At 71.1% G+C, this 23,807-nt stretch carries 16 protein-coding genes and 1 rRNA gene; 14 read left to right on the top strand and 3 right to left on the bottom strand.

What is annotated here, in order from left to right; genetic code table 11:
* Positions 1-307: 307 nt before the first annotated feature.
* The 3 genes from DMA15_RS14380 (at position 308) to DMA15_RS14370 (ending at position 5,997) form a co-directional block, all read left to right on the top strand.
* Positions 308-571 carry a WhiB family transcriptional regulator gene (locus tag DMA15_RS14380; protein ID WP_016642094.1) on the top strand — a complete coding sequence of 88 codons (264 nt, stop codon included), beginning with the start codon at positions 308-310 and terminating at the stop codon, positions 569-571.
* Between the two features lie 267 nt (positions 572-838).
* Positions 839-4,504, top strand: coding sequence for a glycosyltransferase family 2 protein (locus DMA15_RS14375; RefSeq protein ID WP_125513142.1), 3,666 nt, complete (start codon positions 839-841; stop codon positions 4,502-4,504).
* Positions 4,501-5,997, top strand: coding sequence for a DUF5719 family protein (locus DMA15_RS14370; RefSeq protein WP_125513141.1), 1,497 nt, complete (start codon positions 4,501-4,503; stop codon positions 5,995-5,997). Before DMA15_RS14375 ends, DMA15_RS14370 begins: the two co-directional genes overlap by 4 nt.
* Positions 5,998-6,041: 44 nt before the next feature.
* Here the strand turns inward: DMA15_RS14370 and DMA15_RS14365 are convergent, their stop codons facing one another.
* A complete protein-coding gene (locus DMA15_RS14365) occupies positions 6,042-6,503 on the bottom strand; it encodes a metallopeptidase family protein (protein ID WP_125517780.1) in 462 nt (153 codons plus the stop codon).
* A gap of 282 nt (positions 6,504-6,785) precedes the next feature.
* Between DMA15_RS14365 and DMA15_RS14360 the strand changes: the two genes are divergently transcribed.
* The 7 genes from DMA15_RS14360 (at position 6,786) to DMA15_RS14330 (ending at position 14,636) form a co-directional block, all read left to right on the top strand.
* Positions 6,786-7,211 (top strand): DUF3499 domain-containing protein, encoded by a 426-nt coding sequence (locus tag DMA15_RS14360; protein WP_125513140.1) that lies wholly within the window; start codon positions 6,786-6,788, stop codon positions 7,209-7,211.
* A gap of 178 nt (positions 7,212-7,389) precedes the next feature.
* The gene (locus DMA15_RS14355) at positions 7,390-9,006 is read left to right on the top strand and encodes a lactate permease LctP family transporter (RefSeq protein ID WP_125513139.1); all 1,617 of its coding nucleotides are present in this window, start codon (positions 7,390-7,392) and stop codon (positions 9,004-9,006) included.
* 128 nt (positions 9,007-9,134) lie between these two features.
* Positions 9,135-10,499, top strand: a complete 1,365-nt coding sequence (locus DMA15_RS14350; RefSeq protein WP_125513138.1) for a phosphomannomutase/phosphoglucomutase — start codon at positions 9,135-9,137, stop codon at positions 10,497-10,499.
* Positions 10,500-10,718: 219 nt separating this feature from the next.
* Positions 10,719-10,895 (top strand): Trm112 family protein, encoded by a 177-nt coding sequence (locus DMA15_RS14345; protein ID WP_125513137.1) that lies wholly within the window; start codon positions 10,719-10,721, stop codon positions 10,893-10,895.
* Positions 10,896-11,050: 155 nt separating this feature from the next.
* Positions 11,051-12,250: an SIS domain-containing protein gene (locus DMA15_RS14340; RefSeq protein WP_125513136.1), complete on the top strand. Its 1,200-nt coding sequence runs from the start codon at positions 11,051-11,053 to the stop codon at positions 12,248-12,250.
* A 163-nt stretch (positions 12,251-12,413) separates the two neighbouring features.
* Positions 12,414-13,565: a mannose-6-phosphate isomerase, class I gene (gene manA / locus DMA15_RS14335; RefSeq protein WP_125513135.1), complete on the top strand. Its 1,152-nt coding sequence runs from the start codon at positions 12,414-12,416 to the stop codon at positions 13,563-13,565.
* Between the two features lie 111 nt (positions 13,566-13,676).
* On the top strand, positions 13,677-14,636 hold the full coding sequence (locus DMA15_RS14330) for a cation diffusion facilitator family transporter (RefSeq protein ID WP_125513134.1): 960 nt from the start codon (positions 13,677-13,679) through the stop codon (positions 14,634-14,636).
* An 86-nt stretch (positions 14,637-14,722) separates the two neighbouring features.
* Here DMA15_RS14330 and DMA15_RS14325 read toward each other — a convergent pair whose 3' ends face one another.
* On the bottom strand, positions 14,723-16,870 hold the full coding sequence (locus tag DMA15_RS14325) for a fructose-specific PTS transporter subunit EIIC (protein ID WP_125513133.1): 2,148 nt from the start codon (positions 16,868-16,870) through the stop codon (positions 14,723-14,725).
* A 361-nt stretch (positions 16,871-17,231) separates the two neighbouring features.
* Between DMA15_RS14325 and ahcY the strand changes: the two genes are divergently transcribed.
* Together ahcY and DMA15_RS14315 are read left to right on the top strand one after the other, a co-directional pair.
* Positions 17,232-18,704 (top strand): adenosylhomocysteinase, encoded by a 1,473-nt coding sequence (gene ahcY / locus DMA15_RS14320; protein ID WP_125513132.1) that lies wholly within the window; start codon positions 17,232-17,234, stop codon positions 18,702-18,704.
* A gap of 141 nt (positions 18,705-18,845) precedes the next feature.
* Entirely contained in the window at positions 18,846-19,460 is a 615-nt protein-coding gene (locus DMA15_RS14315) for a hypothetical protein (RefSeq protein ID WP_125513131.1), read from the top strand.
* Between the two features lie 23 nt (positions 19,461-19,483).
* Here DMA15_RS14315 and DMA15_RS14310 read toward each other — a convergent pair whose 3' ends face one another.
* A complete protein-coding gene (locus DMA15_RS14310) occupies positions 19,484-20,557 on the bottom strand; it encodes an RDD family protein (protein ID WP_206302732.1) in 1,074 nt (357 codons plus the stop codon).
* 88 nt (positions 20,558-20,645) lie between these two features.
* Between DMA15_RS14310 and DMA15_RS14305 the strand changes: the two genes are divergently transcribed.
* Both DMA15_RS14305 and DMA15_RS14300 read left to right on the top strand, forming a co-directional pair.
* Complete coding sequence (locus DMA15_RS14305; RefSeq protein ID WP_125513130.1) at positions 20,646-21,653, top strand: stage II sporulation protein M; 1,008 nt, start codon at positions 20,646-20,648, stop codon at positions 21,651-21,653.
* Positions 21,654-22,238: 585 nt separating this feature from the next.
* A 16S ribosomal RNA gene (locus tag DMA15_RS14300) occupies positions 22,239-23,764 on the top strand.
* Positions 23,765-23,807: the final 43 nt, after the last annotated feature.

Genomic DNA, 23,807 nt, shown 5'->3' with positions numbered 1-23,807 from the left:
GTTTGTGCACCGGGCGCACGGGACACATGGCGCAGCAACCGGCACTCAAACATCGACGTCCTTCCATATGAGACCTCCGCCGAGGCCTCCGGGAGGAGAGCGCCGGCGGGCCGCCGACGGGTGTCATGGTTTATGCCGATTTGAACACTTTCCGCATAGCCTTGGTTCCGCAGAGTGAATAAGGGGCCCAATAGCAGATCTCGGCTTGACTGGCCCGGATCGGCACACTTGTAATTTCACTCGTGTCGTTCAGCCGAAATCGGTAACGGCAGCACCACGGGGACGCACAGACAGACGAGGGGCGCAGATGACCGAGCTGGTTCAGGAACTGCTGGTCGAGGACGCGGACGAGGAACTCGGCTGGCAGGAGCGCGCGCTGTGCGCCCAGACCGACCCCGAGTCCTTCTTCCCCGAGAAGGGCGGCTCCACGCGCGAGGCCAAGAAGGTCTGTCTCGCCTGTGAGGTCCGCTCCGAATGCCTCGAATACGCACTCGCCAACGACGAACGCTTCGGTATCTGGGGCGGTCTGTCGGAGCGTGAGCGCCGACGACTGAAGAAGGCAGCGGTGTGAACGGAAGCGCATCCGCGCAGGTGCCGCCCCCGTTCGGCACACATCTCCCTCGAACAGTGCGCGACGAACGGCCCGTCGCCCGTGGGTCATCCACAGGCGGCGGGCCGTCCTGGTGCCGGCCGTCACCCGCACCCGGCGGCGACCGCCACCCCAACGCGACCTGAACCGCCGGACAGGCCCTAGTGTGGGGCCCCGTCCGAGACGCCCCGGCGCCCCCGCAGGGCGCAGGCGTCCACCGCAGTCCATCGAACCGGGGCCCGTACCTCGATGTCCGTGCACAACCACTCGGCAGCCCCTCACGACGCTGCCGCCCCTGAGTTCCCGCGGCACGTCGTGACCGCCGTCCTCGTCGCCCACGACGGCGCCCGCTGGCTGCCCGACGCCCTGGCGGGGCTGCTCGGCCAGGAGCGGCCCGTGCAGCAGGCCGTGGCCGCGGACACCGGCAGCGCGGACGACTCCGCCCGCCTGCTCACCGAGGCCCTCGGCCCCGACCGCGTGCTGCACCTCGCCCGCCGCTCCGGCTTCGGCACCGCCGTCGACGAGGCGGTCCGCGGCGCCGGGACGCCCACCCCCGAAGAGCTGCCGTACCTCAAGCGCCCGAGCGGCTGGGACCCGGTCAGCCGGTCCTGGCGCGACGAGGCGTACGACCTGCCGGACCTGCCGCACGGCGAGCCCGTGCAGTGGCTCTGGCTGCTCCACGACGACTGCGCGCCCGAGCCCGACGCCCTCGCCGAACTGCTGCGCGCCGTCGAGAACGAACACGATCTTGGCAAGGACGTCGCCGTCGTCGGCCCCAAGCTCCGCGGCTGGTACGACCGCAGACAGCTGCTCGAAGTCGGCGTCTCCATCGCCAACAGCGGCCGCCGCTGGACCGGCCTGGACCGCCGCGAGCAGGACCAGGGCCAGCACGACCACGTACGGCCCGTGCTCTCGGTCTCCACCGCGGGCATGCTCATCCGCCGCGATGTCTACGAACAGCTCGGCGGCTTCGACCGCTACCTGCCGCTGATGCGCGACGACGTCGACCTGTGCTGGCGCGCGCACGCCGCGGGACACCGCGTCCTCGTCGCCCCCGACGCCGTCGTCCGGCACGCGGAGGCGTCCTCGCGCGAGCGCCGCACCGTCGACTGCGTCGGCCGCACGGCGACCTCGCCGCACCGCGTGGACAAGGCGGGCGCCGCCTACACCCTGCTCGCCAACGCCCGTACGGCCGTGCTGCCCTGGGTGCTCTTCCGCCTCGTCTTCGGCACGCTCCTGCGCACCGTCACCTACCTCCTCGGCAAGGCGCCCGGCCAGGCCCTCGACGAGATCGCGGGCCTCTTGGCCACACTGCTGCGGCCGGGGCGGATCCTCGCCGCCCGCAAACAGCGCGGCAAGTCCGTGCTCGACGCGGGCGAGACGCGGGCCCTGTTCCCGCCGCCCGGCGCCACCGTGCGGGCCACCGTCGAACAGGCGGCGGGCAGCCTCGTCGGCCGCTCCGACCCCGAGGCCCCCGCGGGAGCGGGACGGCACGGCGCCGTCGAGTCCGGGCCCGGCGGCGACGACGCCGACTTCCTGGAGATCGAGCAGTTCGCCCGCCTCAAGCGCATCGCCCGCAAACCGGGACCGATGCTCTTCGTAGTGCTCCTGTTCGTCTCGCTCATCGCCTGCCGCGCCCTGCTCGGCGGCGGGGCGCTCGCGGGCGGCGCGCTGCTGCCCGCCCCCGCCGACTCCTCGGGCCTGTGGGCGCGCTACCTGGACGGCTGGCATCCCGTCGGCACGGGCGGCACCGAGACCGCGCCGCCGTATCTCGCGCTCGTCGCCGCCCTGTCCAGCCTGCTCCTCGGCTCCACCGGACTCGCCGTCACCGTGCTGCTCGTCGGCTCCGTGCCGCTGGCAGGCTTCGCCGCGTACTTCGCCTCCCGCCCGCTCGTCACCTCCCGCCTGCTGCGCGCCTGGGCCTCCGTCGCGTACGCCTTCCTGCCCGCCGCCACCGGCGCGCTCGCGGGCGGCCGCATCGGCACCGCCGTCCTCGCCGTCCTGCTGCCGCTCATCGCGCGCGCGGGCGCCGCGGCCGCCGGTCTGACGGCCTCCGGGAGCGCCCGCGGCACCTGGCGCGCCACATGGGCGTACGCGCTCCTGCTGACCCTCGCCACGGCCTTCACGCCGGTCGTCTGGCCGATCGCCCTGGTGCTCGGCCTCGCCCTGCTCGTACTGCGCCGCCGCGACATCACCGGCTACGGACCGCGCTTCCTCGCCGCGCTCGGCACCCCGCTGCTCATGCTCGCCCCGTGGTCGCTGACGCTGCTGCCCTTCGGCTTCTTCAAGGAAGCGGGCCTGGAGTTCGGCACCGGCTCCGCCAGCGCGCTCGACCTGCTCGGCACCAGCCCCGGCGGCCCCGGCACCGTGCACGGACTGCTGCTCACCGGCATCGTCCTCGCCGCCCTCGGCGCCCTGCTGCGCACCGAGCGGCAGCTCGCGGTCCGCACCGCCTGGACGGCCGCCCTGGTCTCCCTGGTCTTCGCCGTCTTGTCGAACGGCTCGGCGTGGGCGGGCCCCGCAACCCTCGCCTACGGCATCGCGCTCCTCGCCGCCGCCGCACTCGGCGCCGACGGGGCACGCGCGCGTGTCGCCGAGCAGAGCTTCGGCTGGCGCCAGCCGGTCGCCGCGCTCATCGCCTTCGCCGCCGCGGCCGGGCCGCTGCTCCTCGCCGCCGGATGGATGATCCGCGGCGCCGACGGCCCCCTGGAGCGGCGCGATCCGGTCCAGGTGCCCGCGTTCGTCGCGGAGGAGAGCGGCACCCAGGACCAGGCCCGCACCCTCGTCCTCGACAGCGAGTCGGCGGCCGACGTCGCCTACACGCTCGTACGCGGATCGGGCGCCCGGCTCGGTGACGCCGAACTGGCCGCCGCCGCGGGCCCCGACGACAGGCTCGACAAGATCGTCGCCCGGCTCGTCGCGGGCTCCGGAGCCGACCAGGCCGACCAGCTCGGCGGCTACGCCGTGCGCTACGTCCTCGTACGCGAGGGCGCGCCCCGCCAGATGAGCCGCACCCTGGACGCCACGCCCGGCCTGACCCGGCTCAGCCAGGAGGACGGCAGCGCCCTGTGGCGCGTGGACCGGCAGGTCTCCCGCGCCGCCATCGTCCCGAAGACCGGCGACCCGGAGCCGGTCGCCGCGGGCCCCGTCGAGCTGCACACGAAGATCCCCGCGGGTGACGCGGGCCGCGTGCTGCGGCTCGCCGACTCCGCCGCCCCGGGCTGGACCGCGACCCTCGACGGCCGCCCGCTGACCCGCACCACGCTGGACGGCTGGGCGCAGGGCTTCGAACTGCCCACCTCGGGCGGCCGGCTCGACGTCACCTACGAAGCCCCCGTGGGCCACACCGCCTGGCTGTGGGCGCAGGGCGCGCTCGCCCTCGTCCTCGTGGTCCTCGCGCTGCCCGGGCGCCGCCGCGACGTCGACGACGACCTCCCCGAGGAGCCCGTCGTCCCGGCCCAGGCGGTCGAGGGCGAGGGCCGCAGGGCGCGCAGGCTGCGGGCCCAGAGCGAGCAGGCCGCGCAGGACGCGGGCCAGGACGTGCCGCCGCCTCCTTCGGAGGAGCCCCTGGGGGCCGTTCCGCAGCAGCAGTCGTACGGCGCGTGGGAGGAACCCGCCCACGCGGGAGCCGAACAGCAGTACCAGGGCGAGTACCAGAACGCCCCGTACCAGGACGGCACCTACCCGCCCGGCTCCTACGAACAGGCGGCCTACCCGGCCGAGGCCCCCCAGGAGGGCCAGTACGACCCGTACGCCTCCTACGGAGGAGCGAGCGGTGTCTACGGAGGCGGGCAGCAGTACGACCAGTCCTACGGAGAGGGCCCGTACGGACAGCAGCAGCCGCCGACGCCCCCGCCGCCCCCGCGGCCGCCCCGCGCCACCGACAGCGAGCGCCCCGACGGGAGCCAGCAGTGAACCGCACCACCCAGTCCCTGATCGCCGTGGTCGTCGCGCTCGGCGCCGTCACCGGGTACGCCGCGTCCAGCGGGCCCGACGACAAGGGCGGCGCCCCCGCGAAGGCCGCCGCACGGCTGCCCGTCGAGCGCACCAGCCTGCTCTGCCCGGTGCCCAGCGCCTCCGACCTCGCGGAGACCTCGTACACGGCCTTCACCCCGAAGTCGCGCGGCGCCGCGAGCACGGGCAAGGCCGAACTGGTGCCCGTGCTCAAGCAGCTGACGGACGCTCCGCAAGAGGGCGCCAAGGGCAAGGAGACCAAGCCCTTCCTGACCCAGAAGAAGCCGGGCGAGACGGTCGGCGGCGAGGAGTCCGGCGCCGAGGCACCCGCGCTCATCGGCACCGCCGACGGCGCGCTCGCCCCCGGCTGGACCGTGCAGCAGACCACGACGTACTCCGCGGGCGCCGGCCGTGGCGCGCACGGCACCAACTGCACCGCGCCCGACACCGACTTCTGGTTCCCGGCCGCGAGCACCGCCAAGGGCCGCAGCGACTACATCCACCTGACCAACCCCGACGACTCCGCGGCCGTCGTCGACGTGGAGCTGTTCGGCCCGGACGGCGAGGTCACCTCCCAGGTGGGCGAGGCCATCCAGGTCCAGCCGCACTCCAGCGTGCCCGTGCTGCTCTCCACGCTCGCCGACAAGCAGTACACCAACCTCACGATGCATGTGACCGCGCGCAGCGGCCGGGTCGCGGCCGCCGTGCAGTCCTCCGACGAGAAGCTCGGCGGCGACTGGCTGCCCGCCACCGCCGACCCCGCGCCCGAGGCCGTGCTGCCCGGCATCCCGAAGGACGCCACCTCGGTGCGCCTGGTCGCCTTCGCACCCGGCTCCGACGACGCCGACCTGAAGCTCCAGCTCGCCTCGCCGACCGGCACGATCACCCCGGCCGGACACGAGAACCTCCACGTCAAGGCCGGTATGACCGCCGCCGTGGACCTCGGTGACGTCACCAAGGGCGAGGCCGCCTCGCTGCTGCTCTCGCCGACCGACAAGGCGGTGCCCGTGGTGGCCGCCCTGCACGTCACCCGCGGCAAGGGCAGCGCCCAGGAGACGGCGTTCATCCCGGCGACGGACGCGGCGGGCACGCGCGCGACAGTGGCCGACAACCGCGCCAAGGGCTCCACGCTCTCCCTGGTGGCCCCCGGCAAGTCGGCGAAGGTGAAGGTCACGGCCTCACCCGGCACCGAGGGCGGCACGCCCGCCACGAAGACGTACACGGTCAAGGGCGGCACGACCCTGGAGGTCACAAGGCCGCCGGTACCGGCCGGCCTGAAGGGCGCCTACGCCCTCACGGTGGAGCCGCTGTCCGGCGGCGAGGTCTACGGGTCGCGGATGCTGGCGCTGCCCGAGGACGGCGTCCCGATGTTCACCGTCCAGACGCTGCCGGACGACCGGGGGACGGTGGCGGTGCCGGAGGCGGAGCGGGATCTGACGGTGTTGCAGCGGTAGGCGCCGCCGTGCGTCAGTGCTGCAGCGGTAGGTGCCGCCGTCCGTCAGTCCTCGTCGCCGTAGCGCGGGTCGACCGAGTCCGGGGAGAGGCCGAGCAGATCGGCGACCTGCTCGACGACCACCTCGTGCACCAGGGCGGCGCGCTCGTCGCGCCCCTTGGTGCGGATCTCCACGGGGCGGCGGTAGATGACGACGCGGGCGGGCCGCCCCTCGGACGCCGAGAGGGAGCCGCCGAGCGGCACCGCCTCGTCCTGCCACTCCCCGTCGGGCCCGCCGGGACCCCCCAGGGGCGGCACCTCCAGGACCAGGAACTCGATCTCCGCGAGCTGCGGCCAGCGCCGCTCAAGACGCTCCACGGAGTCCTGCACGAGGTCCGTGAAGGCCTCCGCGCGGCTCGCGGAGAGCGGCACCTGGGGCGGCGCCACGGGGCCGCGCATGCCCCGGCCGTGGCGGTCGCGGCGGCGGGGCCTCGGGTCTGCGGAGGGGGGCTGCACGGGGTCGTCCATCGGCTGTACGGGGTCGTCCATCACTGACGAAGCGTAGTCCTCGGAATCACCCTTTCCGCGCGGTGCGCGCCATGTCGCTTCCTGACCGTTCCGGCCAGGCTTGGACTCGATTCCATATCGCTCCGGACCGTCGATCTCGCGCCAAATGACCTGATTCCCGCCATGTGGTGACCGGATTCAACACCACCCGCCCCTCTGGTCACTGGCGTCTGCGCAGGTCAACGCCGCGCCCTCGCGGCCCACCGGTTCGAGGATCACCGCACGACACGGGGGAGTGACCTCGTGGAGAGTCGTCGCGGCCCGCTCAAGAGTGCGGTACCGTCCAACGTCGTGAGCCCTGTACGTCGCTGTTCGCGCACCGCTTGCGGCCGTCCCGCCGTCGCGACGCTGACGTACGTCTACGCCGACTCGACCGCGGTCCTCGGCCCCCTCGCCACCTACGCCGAACCCCACTGCTACGACCTCTGTGCCGAGCACTCCGAGCGCCTGACCGCGCCCCGCGGCTGGGAGGTCGTCCGGCTCGCCGACGCCTCCGGTCCGGCCCGCCCCTCCGGCGACGACCTCGAAGCGCTCGCCAACGCCGTGCGCGAGGCCGCACGCCCCCAGGAGCGCGCGGCCGAGGCGGGCGGAAGCGGGCGGCGCTCGGCGGACCCGATGGAGGTCGCGCGGCGCGGTCACCTCCGGGTGCTGCGCTCCCCCGATTCCTGAGCGGGCCGCGCTCCTGGCGCCGAACGGGCCGCGCTCGTGCTGAGCGGGCCGTGCTCCTGAGCGGGCCGCGCTCCTGACGGCCCTTCACTGGATCTTCGCCATCCTCGCCCTCCGGCACGTTGACGTTCCTCCGTCGGGGCCGTGACGATTTCGCCACCCCACAGCCGGGAGGCGTTCCGTGTTCGTGCAGCAACTGGAGCCCGTGGCCGACTCGCTCGGCCTGTCCGCACTCGTCGCGACCCTGCCCCTCCTGACCGTCCTCGTCCTCCTCGGCGCCGTCCGCATGAAGGCGCACCGGGCGGGCCTCATCGGCCTCGCGGTCGCCGTCCTCGTCGCCTGGCTCGCGTACGGCATGCCGCTCGGCCAGACCGCCTCCAGCGCCGCGCAAGGGGCCCTCTTCGGGCTCTTCCCCATCATGTGGATCGTCGTCAACGCCCTGTGGGTGTACCGCATGACGGTCCGCACCCGGCACTTCGACATCCTGCGCCGCTCCTTCGGGCGGCTCTCCGACGACCCCCGCATCCAGGCGCTCGTCGTCGCCTTCTGCTTCGGGGCGCTCCTGGAGGCGCTCGCCGGCTTCGGGGCGCCCGTCGCGATCAGCGCGGTCATGCTCGTCGCCCTCGGCTTCGACCCCGTACGCGCCGCGGTCGTCGCCCTCGTCGCCAACACCGCGCCCGTCGCCTTCGGAGCCATGGGCACACCCGTGGTGACGCTGGCTCAGGTCACCGGCATCCCGCTGGACACCGTCGCCACGGTCGTCGGCCGCCAGACCCCGCTGCTCGCCCTCGTCGTACCGCTGCTCCTGGTCTTCCTCGTCGACGGGCGGCGCGGGCTGCGCGAGACCTGGGTGCCCGCGCTCGCGTGCGGGTCCGCCTTCGCCGCCGCCCAGTTCGCGGCCTCCAACTACGTCTCCGCGCAGCTCGCCGACATCGGGGCGGCCCTGGCGGGCGCGGGCGCCCTGGTGGCGGTGCCGCACGCCCGCAGGCCGGCGACCGAGCCCGTACGCGCCGCGGTCCTGACGGGCGTACGCAGTGAGGACCTCGACCACGACGACCCGCGCCCCGAGGTGCTGCGCGCCTACGCCCCCTACGCCCTGATCGTCGCCGTCTTCTCCCTCGCGCAGATACCGGCCGTCAAGGACCTCCTCACGAAGGCCACCCGCACCTTCGACTGGCCCTTCCTTGAGGTCACCGACCCCTCGGGCGATCCGGTCGGCGGCAACGTCTTCTCGCTGCCGCTGGTGTCGACGGGCGGCACGCTCGTGCTGCTCGCCGGGGCCCTCACGGCCGCGGTCATCGGGGTGCACGCGCGCGTGGCGGTACGGGAATGGGCCGCCACCGTGCACGAACTGCGCTTCGCGATCCTCACCGTCACCTCCGTGCTGGCGCTCGCGTACGTCATGAACCTCTCCGGTCAGGCGGCGACGATCGGGCACTACGTGGCCGCCGCGGGGGCGGGCCTGGCCTTCCTGTCACCGGTGCTCGGCTGGTTCGGCGTCGCGGTGACCGGCTCCGACACCTCCGCCAACGCCCTTTTCGGCGCGCTCCAGGTGACGGCCGCTCAGCAGTCCGGGCTCTCTCCGGAACTGCTCGCCGCCGCCAACAGCTCCGGCGGCGTCCTCGGCAAGATGATCTCTCCGCAGAACCTGACGATCGCGTGCGCCGCCGTCGGACTCGCGGGCAAGGAGGGCGACCTGCTGCGCAAGGTGCTGCCGTGGAGCCTCGGTCTGCTCCTCGTGATGTGCCTGATCGTGGTGGGGCAGAGCACGGCGGTGCTCGGCTGGATGCTGCCGTGAGCAGGGGCCGGATCGCGGCTTGATCGACGCACGAGTTCGTTGTCGGTGGTTGCGGGTAGTTTGGGACGACCGACGTGGGGTGACCGACGTACCGACGTCACTCGCAGAGCTTGCAGAGAGGGTTGGCCGTGACTGCTGATCTGTCCCAGATCGTGAAGGCGTACGACGTTCGCGGGGTGGTCCCGGACCAGTGGGACGAATCGCTCGCGGAGCTGTTCGGCGCTGCTTTCGCGCAGGTCACGGCGGCGGACGCGATCGTCGTGGGGCATGACATGCGCCCCTCGTCGCCCGGCCTCTCGCGGGCCTTCGCGCGCGGGGCGGCAGCACGCGGCGTGGACGTTACCGAGATCGGGCTCTGCTCCACGGACCAGCTGTACTACGCCTCGGGCGCGCTGGACCTGCCGGGCGCGATGTTCACGGCCTCGCACAACCCCGCCCAGTACAACGGCATCAAGATGTGCCGCGCGGGCGCCGCCCCGGTGGGTCAGGACACCGGCCTCGCGGAGATCCGCGCCCTCGTGGAGGGCTGGCTCGCCTCCGGCGGCCCCGAGGACGCGGCGGCCCCCGGCACCCTCACCCAGCGCGACACCCTCACCGACTACGCCGCCCACCTGCGCGGCCTCGTCGACCTGAGGGCCAACCGCGCGCTGAAGGTCGTCGTCGACGCGGGCAACGGCATGGGCGGGCACACGGTCCCCACCGTCTTCGAGGGCCTGCCCCTGGAGCTCGTACCGATGTACTTCGAGCTGGACGGCACCTTCCCCAACCACGAGGCGAACCCCCTGGACCCGGCCAACATCGTGGACCTCCAGGAGCGCGTGCGCGCGGAGGGCGCCGACCTCGGCATCGCCTTCGACGGCGACGCGGACCGCTGCTTCGTGGTCGACGAGAACGGCGACCCGGTCTCCCCCTCGGCCATCACCGCCCTGGTCGCCTCCCGCGAGCTGGCCAAGCACGGCGGCAAGGGCACGGTCATCCACAACCTGATCACCTCCTGGTCGGTCCCGGAGGTCGTCAAGGAGAACGGCGGCACGCCCGTGCGCACGCGCGTGGGCCACTCCTTCATCAAGGCGGAGATGGCGCGCACCGGCGCGATCTTCGGCGGCGAACACTCCGCGCACTACTACTTCAAGGACTTCTGGAACGCGGACACGGGCATGCTCGCCGCCCTCCACGTCCTGGCGGCCCTCGCCGAGCAGGACGGCCCGCTGTCCGGCCTCGTCGCGCAGTACGACCGCTACGCGGGCTCCGGAGAGATCAACTCCACGGTCGACGACCAGACCGCCCGCCTCGCCGCCATCAAGACGGCGTACGAGGGTCAGGACGGCATCACCCTGGACGAGCTGGACGGCCTGACGGTGACCGCCGCCGACTGGTGGTTCAACGTCCGGGCCTCCAACACCGAGCCCCTGCTGCGGCTCAACGTCGAGGCGCGGGACGAGGCCACGATGGCCAAGGCCCGCGACGAGGCCCTCGCGATCATCCGCGGCTGACGCCCCCACGGGCCGCCTCGCACGGAGGTACGCTGACCAGGCCGCATCCTGTGAGGCGGCACCGCGGCGTCCCGCACCCCGCGGGGACCGCGGCGCCCGCATCCACGGGGCCTGGGAGCCCCGCACCCGCAGGGCCCGCAGCGTCCCGCACCGCGAGGCCGCGCCACCGCCTCACAGAACCGCGAAACCTCACCACATCAGCTCGAAGGGACCCACCCCATGGCGCTCGAAGCCGGCCTCCTGGAGATCCTCGCCTGCCCGGCCTGCCACGCCCCCCTCAAGGAGACGGAGACCGAGCTGATCTGCACGGCGGACGCCAAGGAGTGCGGCCTGGCGTACCCGGTCCGCGACGGCATCCCCGTCCTCCTGGTCGACGAGGCCCGCCGCCCCGCCTGACGGCACCCCCGCGCAGGGGCGTCCCGCGCAGAGGCGTCCCGCTCGGCACACCCCGCGCAGGGGACCCGGGTAGCGCACCCGCGCAAGGGCACCCGCCCCGGCACGACCCAGCAGCGCGCGCGAAGCCGCGCACGGCGATCGGAGGCCTCACCCCCATGCTCGACGAGTCGCTGCTCGACGAACCCGAGGCGCTGGCCCGCGCCGACCGCCGCGGACTGCTGCGGGGCGCGGCGGAAGCGGGCGCCCGCGTCCGCACCGCGATCCGGCACGCCACGGAGGCGGGGCTGACGGACCTCAAGCCCGACGGCCGCCCCCGCGCCATCCTGATCGCGGGCCCGGGCACCGCGGCCGTCTGCGTGGCGGACCTCCTCGACGGCCTCGCCGGAGCGGGCTGCCCCGTCGTGCGGCTCGCCCCGACCGGCGTCGCCCCCGCCGCGGGCGCCCTGCGCTGGGCGCTGCCCGGCTGGGTCGGCCCCGTGGACCTGCTGCTCATCGCCACCCCGGACGGCACCGAACCGGGCCTCACCCTCCTCGCCGAACAGGCGTACCGCCGCGGCTGCACGGTCGTCGCCGTCGCCCCCGCCCGCACCCCCCTCGCGGAGGGCGTGGAGGGCAGCCACGGCCTCACCGTCCCCCTGGCCACCTCGCCGTACGGCGCGTACGAAGGCGTGCACGACGGAGCCGACCGGGACTCCGGCTCGTACGAGGCACGCCGCGTGGAGGACGAGGCCGCGTCCGGCGCTCCCTGCACCCTGTGGGCGCTCCTCGTCCCGCTCCTCGTGCTCCTGGACCGCACCGGTCTGATCGCCGCCCCCGTCGACGTCCTCCAGAAGGTCGCCGACCGCCTCGACCGGGTTGCGGAACGCTGCGGCCCGGCCATCTCCACGTACAGCAACCCCGCCAAGACGCTCGCCGCCGAGCTGGCCGACGCGCTCCCGCTCATCTGGACCGAGGGCCAGTCCGCGGGCGCCGCGGGCCGCCGCTTCGCCGCCACCCTCGCTGAGCTGGCCGGGCACGCCGCGCTCGCCTGCGAGCTGCCCGAGGCCCTGCCCGCCCACGGCGCGCTCCTCGCGGGCAACCCCGGGGGCGGCGACGACACCGACGACTTCTTCCGCGACCGCGTCGACGACCAGGCCGCCCTCCGCGCGCGCGTGGTGCTGCTCCGCGACCGCCCGGTCGACGCCGGAGGCCTCTCGGCAGCCCCGGCCGCCCGCGAGCTGGCGCACGGCCACGACGTGGCGCTCAGCGAGCTGGAGCCGGAGTCGGGCGACGAGCTGGAGGCGCTCGCGGAGCTGATCGCCGTCACGGATTTCGCCGCCGTTTACCTGGCGCTCGCCTCGGGGGGCCGATCATGACCGGGCACCGGACCGCTCCGGTCAGGGCCTGGCACCGGACCGCTCCGGACACGGCCCGGCACCGGATCGCTCCGGTCAGGGCCCGGCACCGGACCGCGCCCGCGCCGGTCAGGGCCGCAGCCCAGAATTCGCGTACGCAGCAGTAGCAAGGGAGACCCCCTCCGTGGACCGCCTCACCAACACCATCCGCCCCTACGCCTGGGGCTCCACGACCGCCCTCGCCCAGCTCCTCGGCGTCGAGCCGAGCGGCGATCCGCAGGCCGAGATGTGGATGGGCGCCCACCCGGGCGCGCCCTCGCGCACCGAGCGCGGCGCGCTGAACGAGGTCATCGAGGCGGACCCGGAGCGCGAGCTGGGCCCGGAGGCGGTCGCCAAGTTCGGCCCGCGCCTGCCCTTCCTCTTCAAGATCCTCGCCGCGGGCGCCCCGCTCTCCCTCCAGGTGCACCCCGACCTCGCGCAGGCGAAGGAGGGGTACGCCGACGAGGAGCGCCGCGGCGTCCCCGTGGACGCCCCGAACCGCAACTACAAGGACGCCAACCACAAACCCGAACTGATCTGCGCCCTCACGCCGTTCGACGGCCTCTGCGGCTTCCGCGCCCCCGGCGAGACCGCCGACCTCCTGGAGGCCCTCGGCGTCGACTCCCTCAAGCCGTACGTGGACCTGCTGCGTGCCCACCCCGAAGAAGCCGCCCTGCGCGAGGTCCTGACGGCCGTGCTGAGCGCCGACCCCGAACAGATGGCCGAGACGGTCACCGCGTTCACGGCCGCCGCCCAGCGCCTCGGCGGCGCCTACGCCCCGTACGCCGACCTCGCCCACCACTACCCCGGCGACCCGGGCGTCATCGCGGCGATGCTCCTCAACCACGTACGACTCCAGCCCGGCGAGGCCCTGTTCCTCGGCGCCGGCGTCCCGCACGCCTATCTCGACGGCCTCGGCGTCGAGATCATGGCCAACTCCGACAACGTCCTGCGCTGCGGCCTGACGCCCAAACACGTCGACGTGCCCGAACTCCTGCGCGTCGTCCGCTTCGAGGCGAGCGACCCCGGCGTCCTGCGCCCCGAGGCGTCACCCGCGGGCGAAGAGGTGTACGAGACCCCGATCGACGAGTTCCGCCTCTCCCGTCTCGTCCTGCCCGAGGGCGCGGCCCCGCAGGACCTCACCGCCACCACCCCGCAGATCCTGCTCTGCACCGCGGGCACGGTCCGCGCGGGCGAACTGACCCTGACACCCGGTCAGTCCGCATTCGTCCCCGCAGGGGAAAAGGCCGAAGTGTCCGGAGTGGGCACGGTTTTCCGGGCCACTGTGGTGGCCTGACGCGCCGGCACCCTCCCGTGCTGCAACAATGACCCACCGCAAAGGGCGGGCAAAGCACTTCTCACCAGCGATGGCCCGGCACACACGAAGGCGAAGGGACCCCCGGCACTCATGAGCGCGTCAGGCGGAACAAAGGCGATTGTCGCGGCACTCGCCGCGAACCTCGCGATCGCGGTGGCGAAGTTCGTCGCGTTCATCTTCAGCGGCTCGTCCTCGATGCTCGCCGAGAGCGTCCACTCGCTCGCGGACTCGGGCAACCAAGGACTGCTGCTCCTCGGCGGCAAGAAGGCCCAGCGCGAGGCGACCCCGCAACACCCCTTCGGCTACGGCCGCGAGCGCTACATCTACGCCTTCCTCGTCTCGATCGTCCTCTTCTCGGTCGGCGGCATGTTCGCGATCTACGAGGGCTACGAGAAGATCAAGGACCCGCACGAGATCGAGCACTGGTACTGGCCCGTCGGTGTCCTGGTGTTCGCGATCATCGCGGAGACCTTCTCCTTCCGCACCGCCATCAAGGAGTCCAACCTCCTGCGCGGCAACCTCTCCTGGACGCAGTTCGTCCGCCGCGCGAAGGCCCCCGAGCTGCCGGTCGTCCTCCTGGAGGACCTCGGCGCGCTGGTCGGCCTGGTCCTCGCCCTCGGCGGCGTCAGCATCGCCCTCGCCACCGGTGACGGCGTCTGGGACGGCATCGGCACGCTCTGCATCGGCGTCCTGCTCATCGCGATCGCCATCATCCTCGCCGCGGAGACCAAGTCGCTCCTGCTCGGCGAGGCCGCCGGCGTCGACCAGGTCGAGAAGATCGAGAAGGCCCTGGTCGACGGCGACACGGTCACCAAGGTCATCCACATGCGCACGCTCCACCTCGGCCCCGAGGAACTGCTCGTCGCCGCGAAGGTCGCCGTCCAGCACGACGACACCGCCGCGGAGGTCGCCGCCGCGATCAACGCCGCCGAGGACCGCATCCGCGCCGCGGTCCCGATCGCCCGCGTGATCTACCTCGAACCGGACATCTTCAGCGAGTCGGCGGCAGCCGAGGGCACCAACCCCGCGAAGTCGCCCGGCGCCCACTGACCTCGCTCTCGTACGTACGTCGATGGGGCCCCGCACCTTGCTGGTGCGGGGCCCCATCGACGTACATGAGGAGATGACCACGGGCCCTACTGGACCTCACGCAGCACGTCGAGGATCGCGGCGTCATCCGGCGCCGCCACCAGCCGCTCCCGGAACCCCGTGTCCATCAGCTTCCGCGAAAGCAGCGCGAGGATCCGCAGATGCTCGTCCCCGGCGGCCGCCTCCGGTACGGAGATCATGAAGATCAGCTTGGCCTTCGTACCGTCGAGCGACCCCCACTCGACACCCTCCGCGGACCGGGCGAACCCCACGACGGGCGCGTCCACGGCGTCGGTCTTGGCATGCGGAATGGCGATTTCCTCACCGAGCCCGGTGGTGCCCTGCTCCTCGCGCCGCAGCGCGGTCCGCACCAGCTCCTCCACGTCGTTGACCCTGCCCGTGGTGGCCAGAAGCGCGGCCATCTCCCGGATCGCCGCATCCTTGTCACGGGCGGCCAGCTGGACCTTCACGGTCCGCTCGGTGAGATAGCCGGAGAGGACTTCGGGTGCGTCGGCCGAAGTCGAAGCGGAAGCGGAATCCGGAGCCGAAGCGGAATCCGGAGCCGAAGCCGGAGCGGAATCCGAAGCCGCAGGCCGAGCCGACGGCTCCTTCCGCAGCGCCCCGCCCGCGACCGTCGCCCCGCCCGCGACCGCCGCGCCACCCGAGGCCACCCCGGCCCCTGCGAGCGCCGGCTCGGGCCCGCCGACCCGGTCGCCGACGGGCAAGGCCCCCCGCCCCTTGCGCTCGCTGAGGTCGACCAGCGTGACCGTGGCGAGCGCGGTGACGACCGTGCCGACGGCGACCGCCACGAAGAACATCGGTACGCCACCGATCGCACCCAGCACCGCCACGATCGGCCCGCCGTGCGGCACCGCGTCCTCGACGCCCGCCATACCGGCGACGGCACCCGCGACCGCGCCGCCGAGCATGTTGGCGGGGATGACCTGCGCGGGCCGCGCGGCAGCGAACGGAATCGCTCCCTCCGAGATCCCGAACAACCCCATGAACAGCGCGGCCATGCCCGTCTCGCGCTCCTGTTCCGAGTACAGCTTGCGCCGGATCAGCGTGGCGAGCCCCTGCCCGAGCGGCATCACGGGGATGGCCGCCGCGCACATGCCCATCACGGTCTGGTTGCCGGTCGCGATGAGCCCCGTACCGAAGAGGAACGCGGTCTTGTTGACCGGGCCGCCCATGTCGAACGCGATCATGAGTCCGAGAATCGCGCCGAGCAGGATCGCGCTGGTCCCGGTCATGCCGCTGAGCCAGTCGGTCAGATGCTCGAAGACCCACGAGATCGGCTTGCCGATGACGTAGATGAAGAACAGTCCGAGCGCCGTGGTCGCGAGGATCGGGATCACGATGATCGGCATGATCGGCTGGACGAACTTCGGGACCTTGGCCTTCTTGATCCACACCACCAGATAACCGGCCAGGAAACCGGTCACGATCGCCCCGATGAACCCCGCCCCCGCCTTGGAGTCGTACAGCTCACCGGTGTTGGCGATCCACCCGCCGATCATGCCCGGCACCAGCGCCGGCCGGTCCCCGATGGCGTACGCGATGTACCCCGACAGGATCGGCACCATCAGCGTGAACCCGATGACCCCGATGGCGTTGACGTGCGCCCAGAAGGTCCCCTCCGGGATCACGTACCCCTTCGACGTGGCATCCCCGCCGAGCGCCAGCGAGATCGCGATCAGCAGACCACCGACCACCACGAACGGAATCATGTACGAGACACCGTTCATCAGCGCCTTGTACGCGATGCTCCGCTCCCGGCCGCCCCCACCGCCACCGCCGGTCGACGCCTCGGGTCCGCCGCCCCCGTCACCGCCGTGCACGGGCGCGCTCCGCACCCGCTCGATCAGCTGCTCCGGACGGCTGATGCCCTCGGACACCCCGACGGACAGCACCCGCTTGCCCACGAAACGGCTGCGGTCCACATCCTTGTCCGCCGCGATGATGATGCCGTCGGCGTCTCTGACATCGTTGTCAGAGAGGACGTTCTCAGCCCCGATGGAACCTTGCGTCTCCACCTTCATCTCGACCCCGAGACGCTCCGCCGCCTGCGAGAGCTTCTCCGCCGCCATATACGTATGGGCGATGCCGGTCGGGCACGCGGTCACCGCGAGCAGTTTCGGCCTCTTCTGCCCACCGCTGTCGCCGCCCATGGGCGGGTCGGCCGGACTGGTCACTTGGATCTCCTCACGCCTTCGTCAAAACCGAGATCGCGCATATGTTCCCGATCCCTAGGCATCCTGCAACACGTCCGCGCAGGATCAAAAGCGCAAAGGTCCCATAACGTCCGGGTCTGACTGCCTATCCGCCGGAGTTCCATGACCAGAGGCGGGCTGGGGCTCGCTGGGCCGACCGGTGTAGCTTGGATGACTGAGCCAGACGTCGCTGCTGATGGCGGTCGGGCGGTCCGCGCACGGACCGGCCGAGGGAGAGAGGGCCTCCGACGGACTGCGCTGCGCGCGTCGGTGCACCCTTGTACCCGACGCCGCAGGTCAGCCATGTCCACCCTCGACCAACCCCACGAGGAGCAGCTCACTCATGACGACTGCCACCACCACCGGCCGGCCCAACGGCCAGGACTTCAAGGTCGCAGACCTCTCCCTCGCCGCCTTCGGCCGCAAGGAGATCACCCTCGCCGAGCACGAGATGCCCGGCCTGATGGCGATCCGCAAGGAGTACGCCGCCAGCCAGCCCCTCGCCGGCGCCCGCGTCACCGGCTCCCTGCACATGACCGTGCAGACCGCCGTGCTCATCGAGACCCTGGTCGCCCTCGGCGCCGAGGTCCGCTGGGCCTCCTGCAACATCTTCTCCACCCAGGATCACGCCGCCGCGGCCATCGCCGTCGGCCCGAACGGCACCCCCGAGGACCCCCGGGGCGTCCCGGTCTTCGCCTGGAAGGGCGAGACCCTGGAGGAGTACTGGTGGTGCACGGAGCAGGCGCTGACCTGGCCGAACACCCCCACCGGCGGCCCGAACATGATCCTGGACGACGGCGGCGACGCCACGCTCCTGGTCCACAAGGGCGTCGAGTACGAGAAGGACGGCAAGGTCCCCTCGCCCGACACCGCCGAGAACGACGAGCACCGCGTCATCCTGGAGCTCCTCAACCGCACCATCACCGAGGGCTCGCAGAAGTGGACCCAGCTCGCCTCGGAGATCCGCGGCGTGACCGAGGAGACCACGACCGGCGTCCACCGCCTGTACGAGATGCACCGCGACGGCACCCTGCTGTTCCCGGCGATCAACGTGAACGACGCCGTGACCAAGTCGAAGTTCGACAACAAGTACGGCTGCCGCCACTCCCTGATCGACGGCATCAACCGCGCCACGGACGTCCTCATCGGCGGCAAGACCGCCGTCGTCTGCGGCTACGGCGACGTGGGCAAGGGCTGCGCGGAGTCCCTGCGCGGCCAGGGCGCCCGCGTCATCGTCACCGAGATCGACCCGATCTGCGCCCTCCAGGCGGCCATGGACGGCTACCAGGTCACGACGCTCGACGAGGTCATCGACAAGGCCGACATCTTCGTCACGACCACGGGCAACAAGGACATCATCATGGCCTCGGACATGGCCAAGATGAAGCACCAGGCGATCGTGGGCAACATCGGCCACTTCGACAACGAGATCGACATGGCGGGCCTCGCCGCCATCCCCGGCATCGTCAAGGACGAGGTCAAGCCGCAGGTCCACACGTGGACGTTCCCCGACGGCAAGGTCCTCATCGTGCTCTCCGAGGGCCGCCTGCTCAACCTGGGCAACGCCACCGGCCACCCGTCCTTCGTGATGTCCAACTCGTTCGCGGACCAGACCCTGGCCCAGATCGAGCTGTTCACCAAGCAGGAGGAGTACCCGACCGACGTCTACGTGCTCCCCAAGCACCTGGACGAGAAGGTCGCCCGTCTGCACCTCGACGCGCTCGGCGTGAAGCTCACGACGCTCCGCCCCGAGCAGGCCTCGTACATCGGTGTCGAGGTCGAGGGCCCGTACAAGTCCGACCACTACCGCTACTGACCGCCGACCGGCCACCGGTCAGCCCCACCTCAGCAGGCCCTCGCCCCCCCCCGGCGGGGGCCTGCCCCTTTGGGAGCGGCACCGGCCGGTCCGGACCGACCCCACCGCTCACCGCAGGTACTGACCCGAGGACCCAAGCCCATGCCCCGCGGCCGCTATTCGCTCCATGATCCGCACGATCGCACCCCCCTCGGCGAAGAACACTTCCACTGCGCACCCGGCCCCTCCGGCTGGCGCTACGTCTCCCAACGAACCTCCCCCTCAGGCACCGCCGCGGGCTCCGTCGACCTCGCACTCGACGACCGCGGCCGCCCCATCCGTCTCGAACTGCACGTGGGGGACTGGCAGGTCCGCGCCGCCGCCCTCAACGGCGTGACCTGGGTCCGCACCGACCCCACCGGCGCCCATGCCACCGAAGACAACGCGCCCGCCCACGCTTTCACCGGCACATCCCCCGCCTTCCTCATCGCGACGGCCCGGCTGCTCCGCCTGACCCCCGACGCCCCCGCGACCCGAATCCGCCTGGTCGCCTTCACGGACCCGGTCCTCGCCCCCCGCACCCTCGACCAGTCCTGGGCCCTGCTGAAAAGAGAAGCACACGCCACTGACAACGGCCCCCTGATCGTGGAGGAATACCAGGTCACAGCCCTGGACACCGGCGAACAGCACGCGGTCCACCTCACCGGCGACGTCGTCCTCGCGGCCCCCGGCATCGAGCTTGAGCACCTGGAAACCCCACCGTCGACTTTCGCCTGACACCCCGGCCCATCCCGGACCGGTCAGGCAGGCGGTACGAACCCTGTCGCGGAAGGAGCGGACTCCTCACCCCCGCGCCCGCCCGACGGCGACACGGGGCCCGGAGCGGGAGAACCCGAAGCGGCGGAGCCCGAAACCGGTGAACCCGGAGGGGCAGAACCCGGAGCCTGAGAATCCGGAGCGCCAGAACCCGAAGCCGGAGAATCTGGAGCGGCCGAGCCCGGAGCAGCGAAGCCCGGAGCCGGTGTATCCGGAATGGCCCCCGCCGCCACATGTCCACCACCGACACCCGCCGCCACATGTCCACCGGCGCCCCCCGCCGTCGCATGCCCGGCAGCGCCCCCCGCCTCCCCGCCGAAGGCCCTCCGCACATCCCGCGCCTGCCGCTCATGCACGACGGCTGCCAGATACGCGGCCGGCGGCACACCCTGCGGCGCCGGAGCTCCCGTGCGCTCCGCCAGATCACCGGCCAGCCGCTCCGCCATCGCCCAGCCCACCTGCGGATCCAACTGCCCCATCCGCGTCAGGTACTGGCGGATCGCAAGCCACAGCCCCTCAGGGACCCCGGACAGATCGAGCCCGGAGAACCGCCCCATCAGCCAGGGAGGCGGCGGAGGCACAGAGGCGGTCCGCCCGGCAGGCACCCGCTCCCGTACGACCAAGGTGCCCGCGAACACATCCCCGAGCCGCCGTCCACGCGCCGACACCAACGACGCGATGCACGCCACCACCCCGAACGTCATCAGAATCTCGACGACCCCGACGGCCCCCCGCACGAGCGCGTGCCGGAAACGAATCGGCCCCCCGTCATCCCGCACCACCCGCAGCCCACACGCCAGCTTCCCCAACGACCGCCCATGACTGAGCGTCTCCACCGCGATCGGACCGCCGACCAGGATGAGTACGAAGCCGGCGACCGCGACGGCGGCGGCCGCGGCGTCGTCCAACGAAGAGGTCGAAGCGACGACCCCGACCGTCACCGCGAGATAGACCGCCCACGCCACGGCCATGTCGATCAGCAAGGCCAGCATCCGGCTCGGCAGCTTCGCGGGACGCAGCTCGAGCGCCACCGCCTCACCAGTCACCAGTTCACTCACGCCTGCCGCCCTTCCCCGCCCTGCCCTAGGACTGGCCAGTCTGCCAAGCTGAGCAGCCACGCGCCGCAGTACGAGGAGCAGCCACCCGATGGACCTCGACGTCTTCGTGTCCGCCCACCGAGCCGAGTGGGACCGCCTGGAAGCCCTGCTGCGCCGCCAACGCCGCCTCACCGGCGCCGAGGCCGACGAACTCGTCGCCCTCTACCAGCGCACCGCCACCCACCTCTCCCTGATCCAGTCCGGCGCACCGGACCCACAGCTCACCGGACGCCTGACACATCTGGTGGCACGCGCGCGTAGCGCCGTGACGGGCACCCGCCGCGCCTCTTGGAGAGACGTCACCCGCTTCCTCGCCCACGGCTTCCCGGCGGCGGTCTACCGCTCCCGCCACTGGTGGGTCCCCACCGCACTGCTCTCGACGGCCCTCGCGGCACTCATCGGCTGGTGGATCGCCACCCACCCCGAGGTCCAGTCCTCCATCGCCGCCCCCAGTGAACTGCGCGAGCTGACCCGCCCGGGCGGCGAATACGAGTCGTACTACTCCAGCCACCCCGCGGCATCCTTCGCGGCCCAGGTCTGGACGAACAACGCCCAGGCCGCCGCGATGTGCCTCGTCCTGGGCGCCTTCCTCTGCTTCCCCGTCCTGTGGATCCTCTTCCAGAACATGCTCAACCTCGGGGTCGGCATCGGCCTGATGTCTTCGGCGGGCCGCCTCGACACCTTCCTCGGTCTGGTCCTGCCGCACGGCCTCCTGGAGCTGACAGCCGTCTTCGTAGCGGCCGGCACAGGCCTGCGCCTCGGCTGGACCCTCATCGACCCCGGCCCCCGCACCCGCCGCACGGCCTTGGCGGAGGAGGGCCGAGCAGCCCTCGGCATGGCGATCGGCCTGGCACTGGTCCTGTTCGTATCGGGCGCCATCGAAGGCTTCGTCACCCCCTCGGGCCTGCCGACCTGGGCCCGCATCACCATCGGAATCGCCGCCGAGCTGGCGTTCCTCGCCTACGTCTTCGTCTTGGGCGGCAGGGCGGCCCGAGCGGGCGAAACGGGCGACCTGGACCGGACCGACCGCAGCGCCTCCGCCCCGACCGCAGCGTGATGTGCGTAGGGCCCTCAGGAGCTGCTAGTCTCCTCTTCGCCCCGGAAAAACCGTTGACACGGAAGGACTGGGGAGGTAGATTCGAACAGTTGCCTAGAACTGGACAAGTCCGGTGGCGGCGGTTTAAAGTCTGCTTGCTTCTCGAATTACATCGAATTGAGAAGCCACCCCCGATCAATCGGAACTGAAGCCGGTAAGTCCGGCCGAAAGCTTCTGATAAAGTCGGATCAGCCGAAAGGCAAAGGCCCTCCAACGGCCACCGGAAATGAAATCCGAACCGGAAACGGAACGGAAAACGGATCTGGTAAGGTTGGAAACACGAAATACCGAAGGGAAGCGCCCGGAGGAAAGCCCGAGAGGGTGAGTACAAAGGAAGCGTCCGTTCCTTGAGAACTCAACAGCGTGCCAAAAGTCAACGCCAGATATGTTGATACCCCGACTCACTTCGGTGAGTTGAGGTTCCTTTGAAAAAGTCCTGTACGGCACTGTCCGTGCAGGCGACACAGCGAGGACGCTGTGAACGGACGGGATTATTCCTCCCGACCGTTCCGCTCTCGTGGTGTTCATCCCGATTACGGGAAAACATTCACGGAGAGTTTGATCCTGGCTCAGGACGAACGCTGGCGGCGTGCTTAACACATGCAAGTCGAACGATGAACCACTTCGGTGGGGATTAGTGGCGAACGGGTGAGTAACACGTGGGCAATCTGCCCTGCACTCTGGGACAAGCCCTGGAAACGGGGTCTAATACCGGATAACACACGCTCAGGCATCTGAGTGTGTTGAAAGCTCCGGCGGTGCAGGATGAGCCCGCGGCCTATCAGCTTGTTGGTGAGGTAGAAGCTCACCAAGGCGACGACGGGTAGCCGGCCTGAGAGGGCGACCGGCCACACTGGGACTGAGACACGGCCCAGACTCCTACGGGAGGCAGCAGTGGGGAATATTGCACAATGGGCGAAAGCCTGATGCAGCGACGCCGCGTGAGGGATGACGGCCTTCGGGTTGTAAACCTCTTTCAGCAGGGAAGAAGCGAAAGTGACGGTACCTGCAGAAGAAGCGCCGGCTAACTACGTGCCAGCAGCCGCGGTAATACGTAGGGCGCAAGCGTTGTCCGGAATTATTGGGCGTAAAGAGCTCGTAGGCGGCTTGTCACGTCGGTTGTGAAAGCCCGGGGCTTAACCCCGGGTCTGCAGTCGATACGGGCAGGCTAGAGTGTGGTAGGGGAGATCGGAATTCCTGGTGTAGCGGTGAAATGCGCAGATATCAGGAGGAACACCGGTGGCGAAGGCGGATCTCTGGGCCATTACTGACGCTGAGGAGCGAAAGCGTGGGGAGCGAACAGGATTAGATACCCTGGTAGTCCACGCCGTAAACGGTGGGAACTAGGTGTTGGCGACATTCCACGTCGTCGGTGCCGCAGCTAACGCATTAAGTTCCCCGCCTGGGGAGTACGGCCGCAAGGCTAAAACTCAAAGGAATTGACGGGGGCCCGCACAAGCAGCGGAGCATGTGGCTTAATTCGACGCAACGCGAAGAACCTTACCAAGGCTTGACATATACCGGAAAGCATCAGAGATGGTGCCCCCCTTGTGGTCGGTATACAGGTGGTGCATGGCTGTCGTCAGCTCGTGTCGTGAGATGTTGGGTTAAGTCCCGCAACGAGCGCAACCCTTGTTCTGTGTTGCCAGCATGCCCTTCGGGGTGATGGGGACTCACAGGAGACTGCCGGGGTCAACTCGGAGGAAGGTGGGGACGACGTCAAGTCATCATGCCCCTTATGTCTTGGGCTGCACACGTGCTACAATGGCAGGTACAATGAGCTGCGAAGCCGCGAGGCGGAGCGAATCTCAAAAAGCCTGTCTCAGTTCGGATTGGGGTCTGCAACTCGACCCCATGAAGTCGGAGTTGCTAGTAATCGCAGATCAGCATTGCTGCGGTGAATACGTTCCCGGGCCTTGTACACACCGCCCGTCACGTCACGAAAGTCGGTAACACCCGAAGCCGGTGGCCCAACCCCTTGTGGGAGGGAGCTGTCGAAGGTGGGACTGGCGATTGGGACGAAGTCGTAACAAGGTAGCCGTACCGGAAGGTGCGGCTGGATCACCTCCTTTCTAAGGAGCACTTCTAAGCCAGGCTTGCCTGGTTCAGAGGCCA

It is taken from the genome of Streptomyces sp. WAC 01529, assembly GCF_003945545.1.
Classification (GTDB): domain Bacteria; phylum Actinomycetota; class Actinomycetes; order Streptomycetales; family Streptomycetaceae; genus Streptomyces; species Streptomyces anatolicus.
This window is presented reverse-complemented; position numbering and strand designations above follow the sequence as displayed.

Bases quoted from the DNA above. Each gene is read 5' to 3' on its own strand.
- DMA15_RS14340 (WP_125513136.1), top strand. From the start codon at position 11,051: ATGCTCGACGAGTCGCTGCTCGACGAACCCGAGGCGCTGGCCCGCGCC.
- DMA15_RS14305 (WP_125513130.1), top strand. From the start codon at position 20,646: ATGGACCTCGACGTCTTCGTGTCCGCCCACCGAGCCGAGTGGGACCGC.
- DMA15_RS14330 (WP_125513134.1), top strand. From the start codon at position 13,677: ATGAGCGCGTCAGGCGGAACAAAGGCGATTGTCGCGGCACTCGCCGCG.
- DMA15_RS14365 (WP_125517780.1), bottom strand. From the start codon at position 6,503: ATGGACGACCCCGTGCAGCCCCCCTCCGCAGACCCGAGGCCCCGCCGC.
- DMA15_RS14345 (WP_125513137.1), top strand. From the start codon at position 10,719: ATGGCGCTCGAAGCCGGCCTCCTGGAGATCCTCGCCTGCCCGGCCTGC.
- ahcY (WP_125513132.1), top strand. From the start codon at position 17,232: ATGACGACTGCCACCACCACCGGCCGGCCCAACGGCCAGGACTTCAAG.
- DMA15_RS14380 (WP_016642094.1), top strand. From the start codon at position 308: ATGACCGAGCTGGTTCAGGAACTGCTGGTCGAGGACGCGGACGAGGAA.
- DMA15_RS14375 (WP_125513142.1), top strand. From the start codon at position 839: ATGTCCGTGCACAACCACTCGGCAGCCCCTCACGACGCTGCCGCCCCT.
- DMA15_RS14315 (WP_125513131.1), top strand. From the start codon at position 18,846: ATGCCCCGCGGCCGCTATTCGCTCCATGATCCGCACGATCGCACCCCC.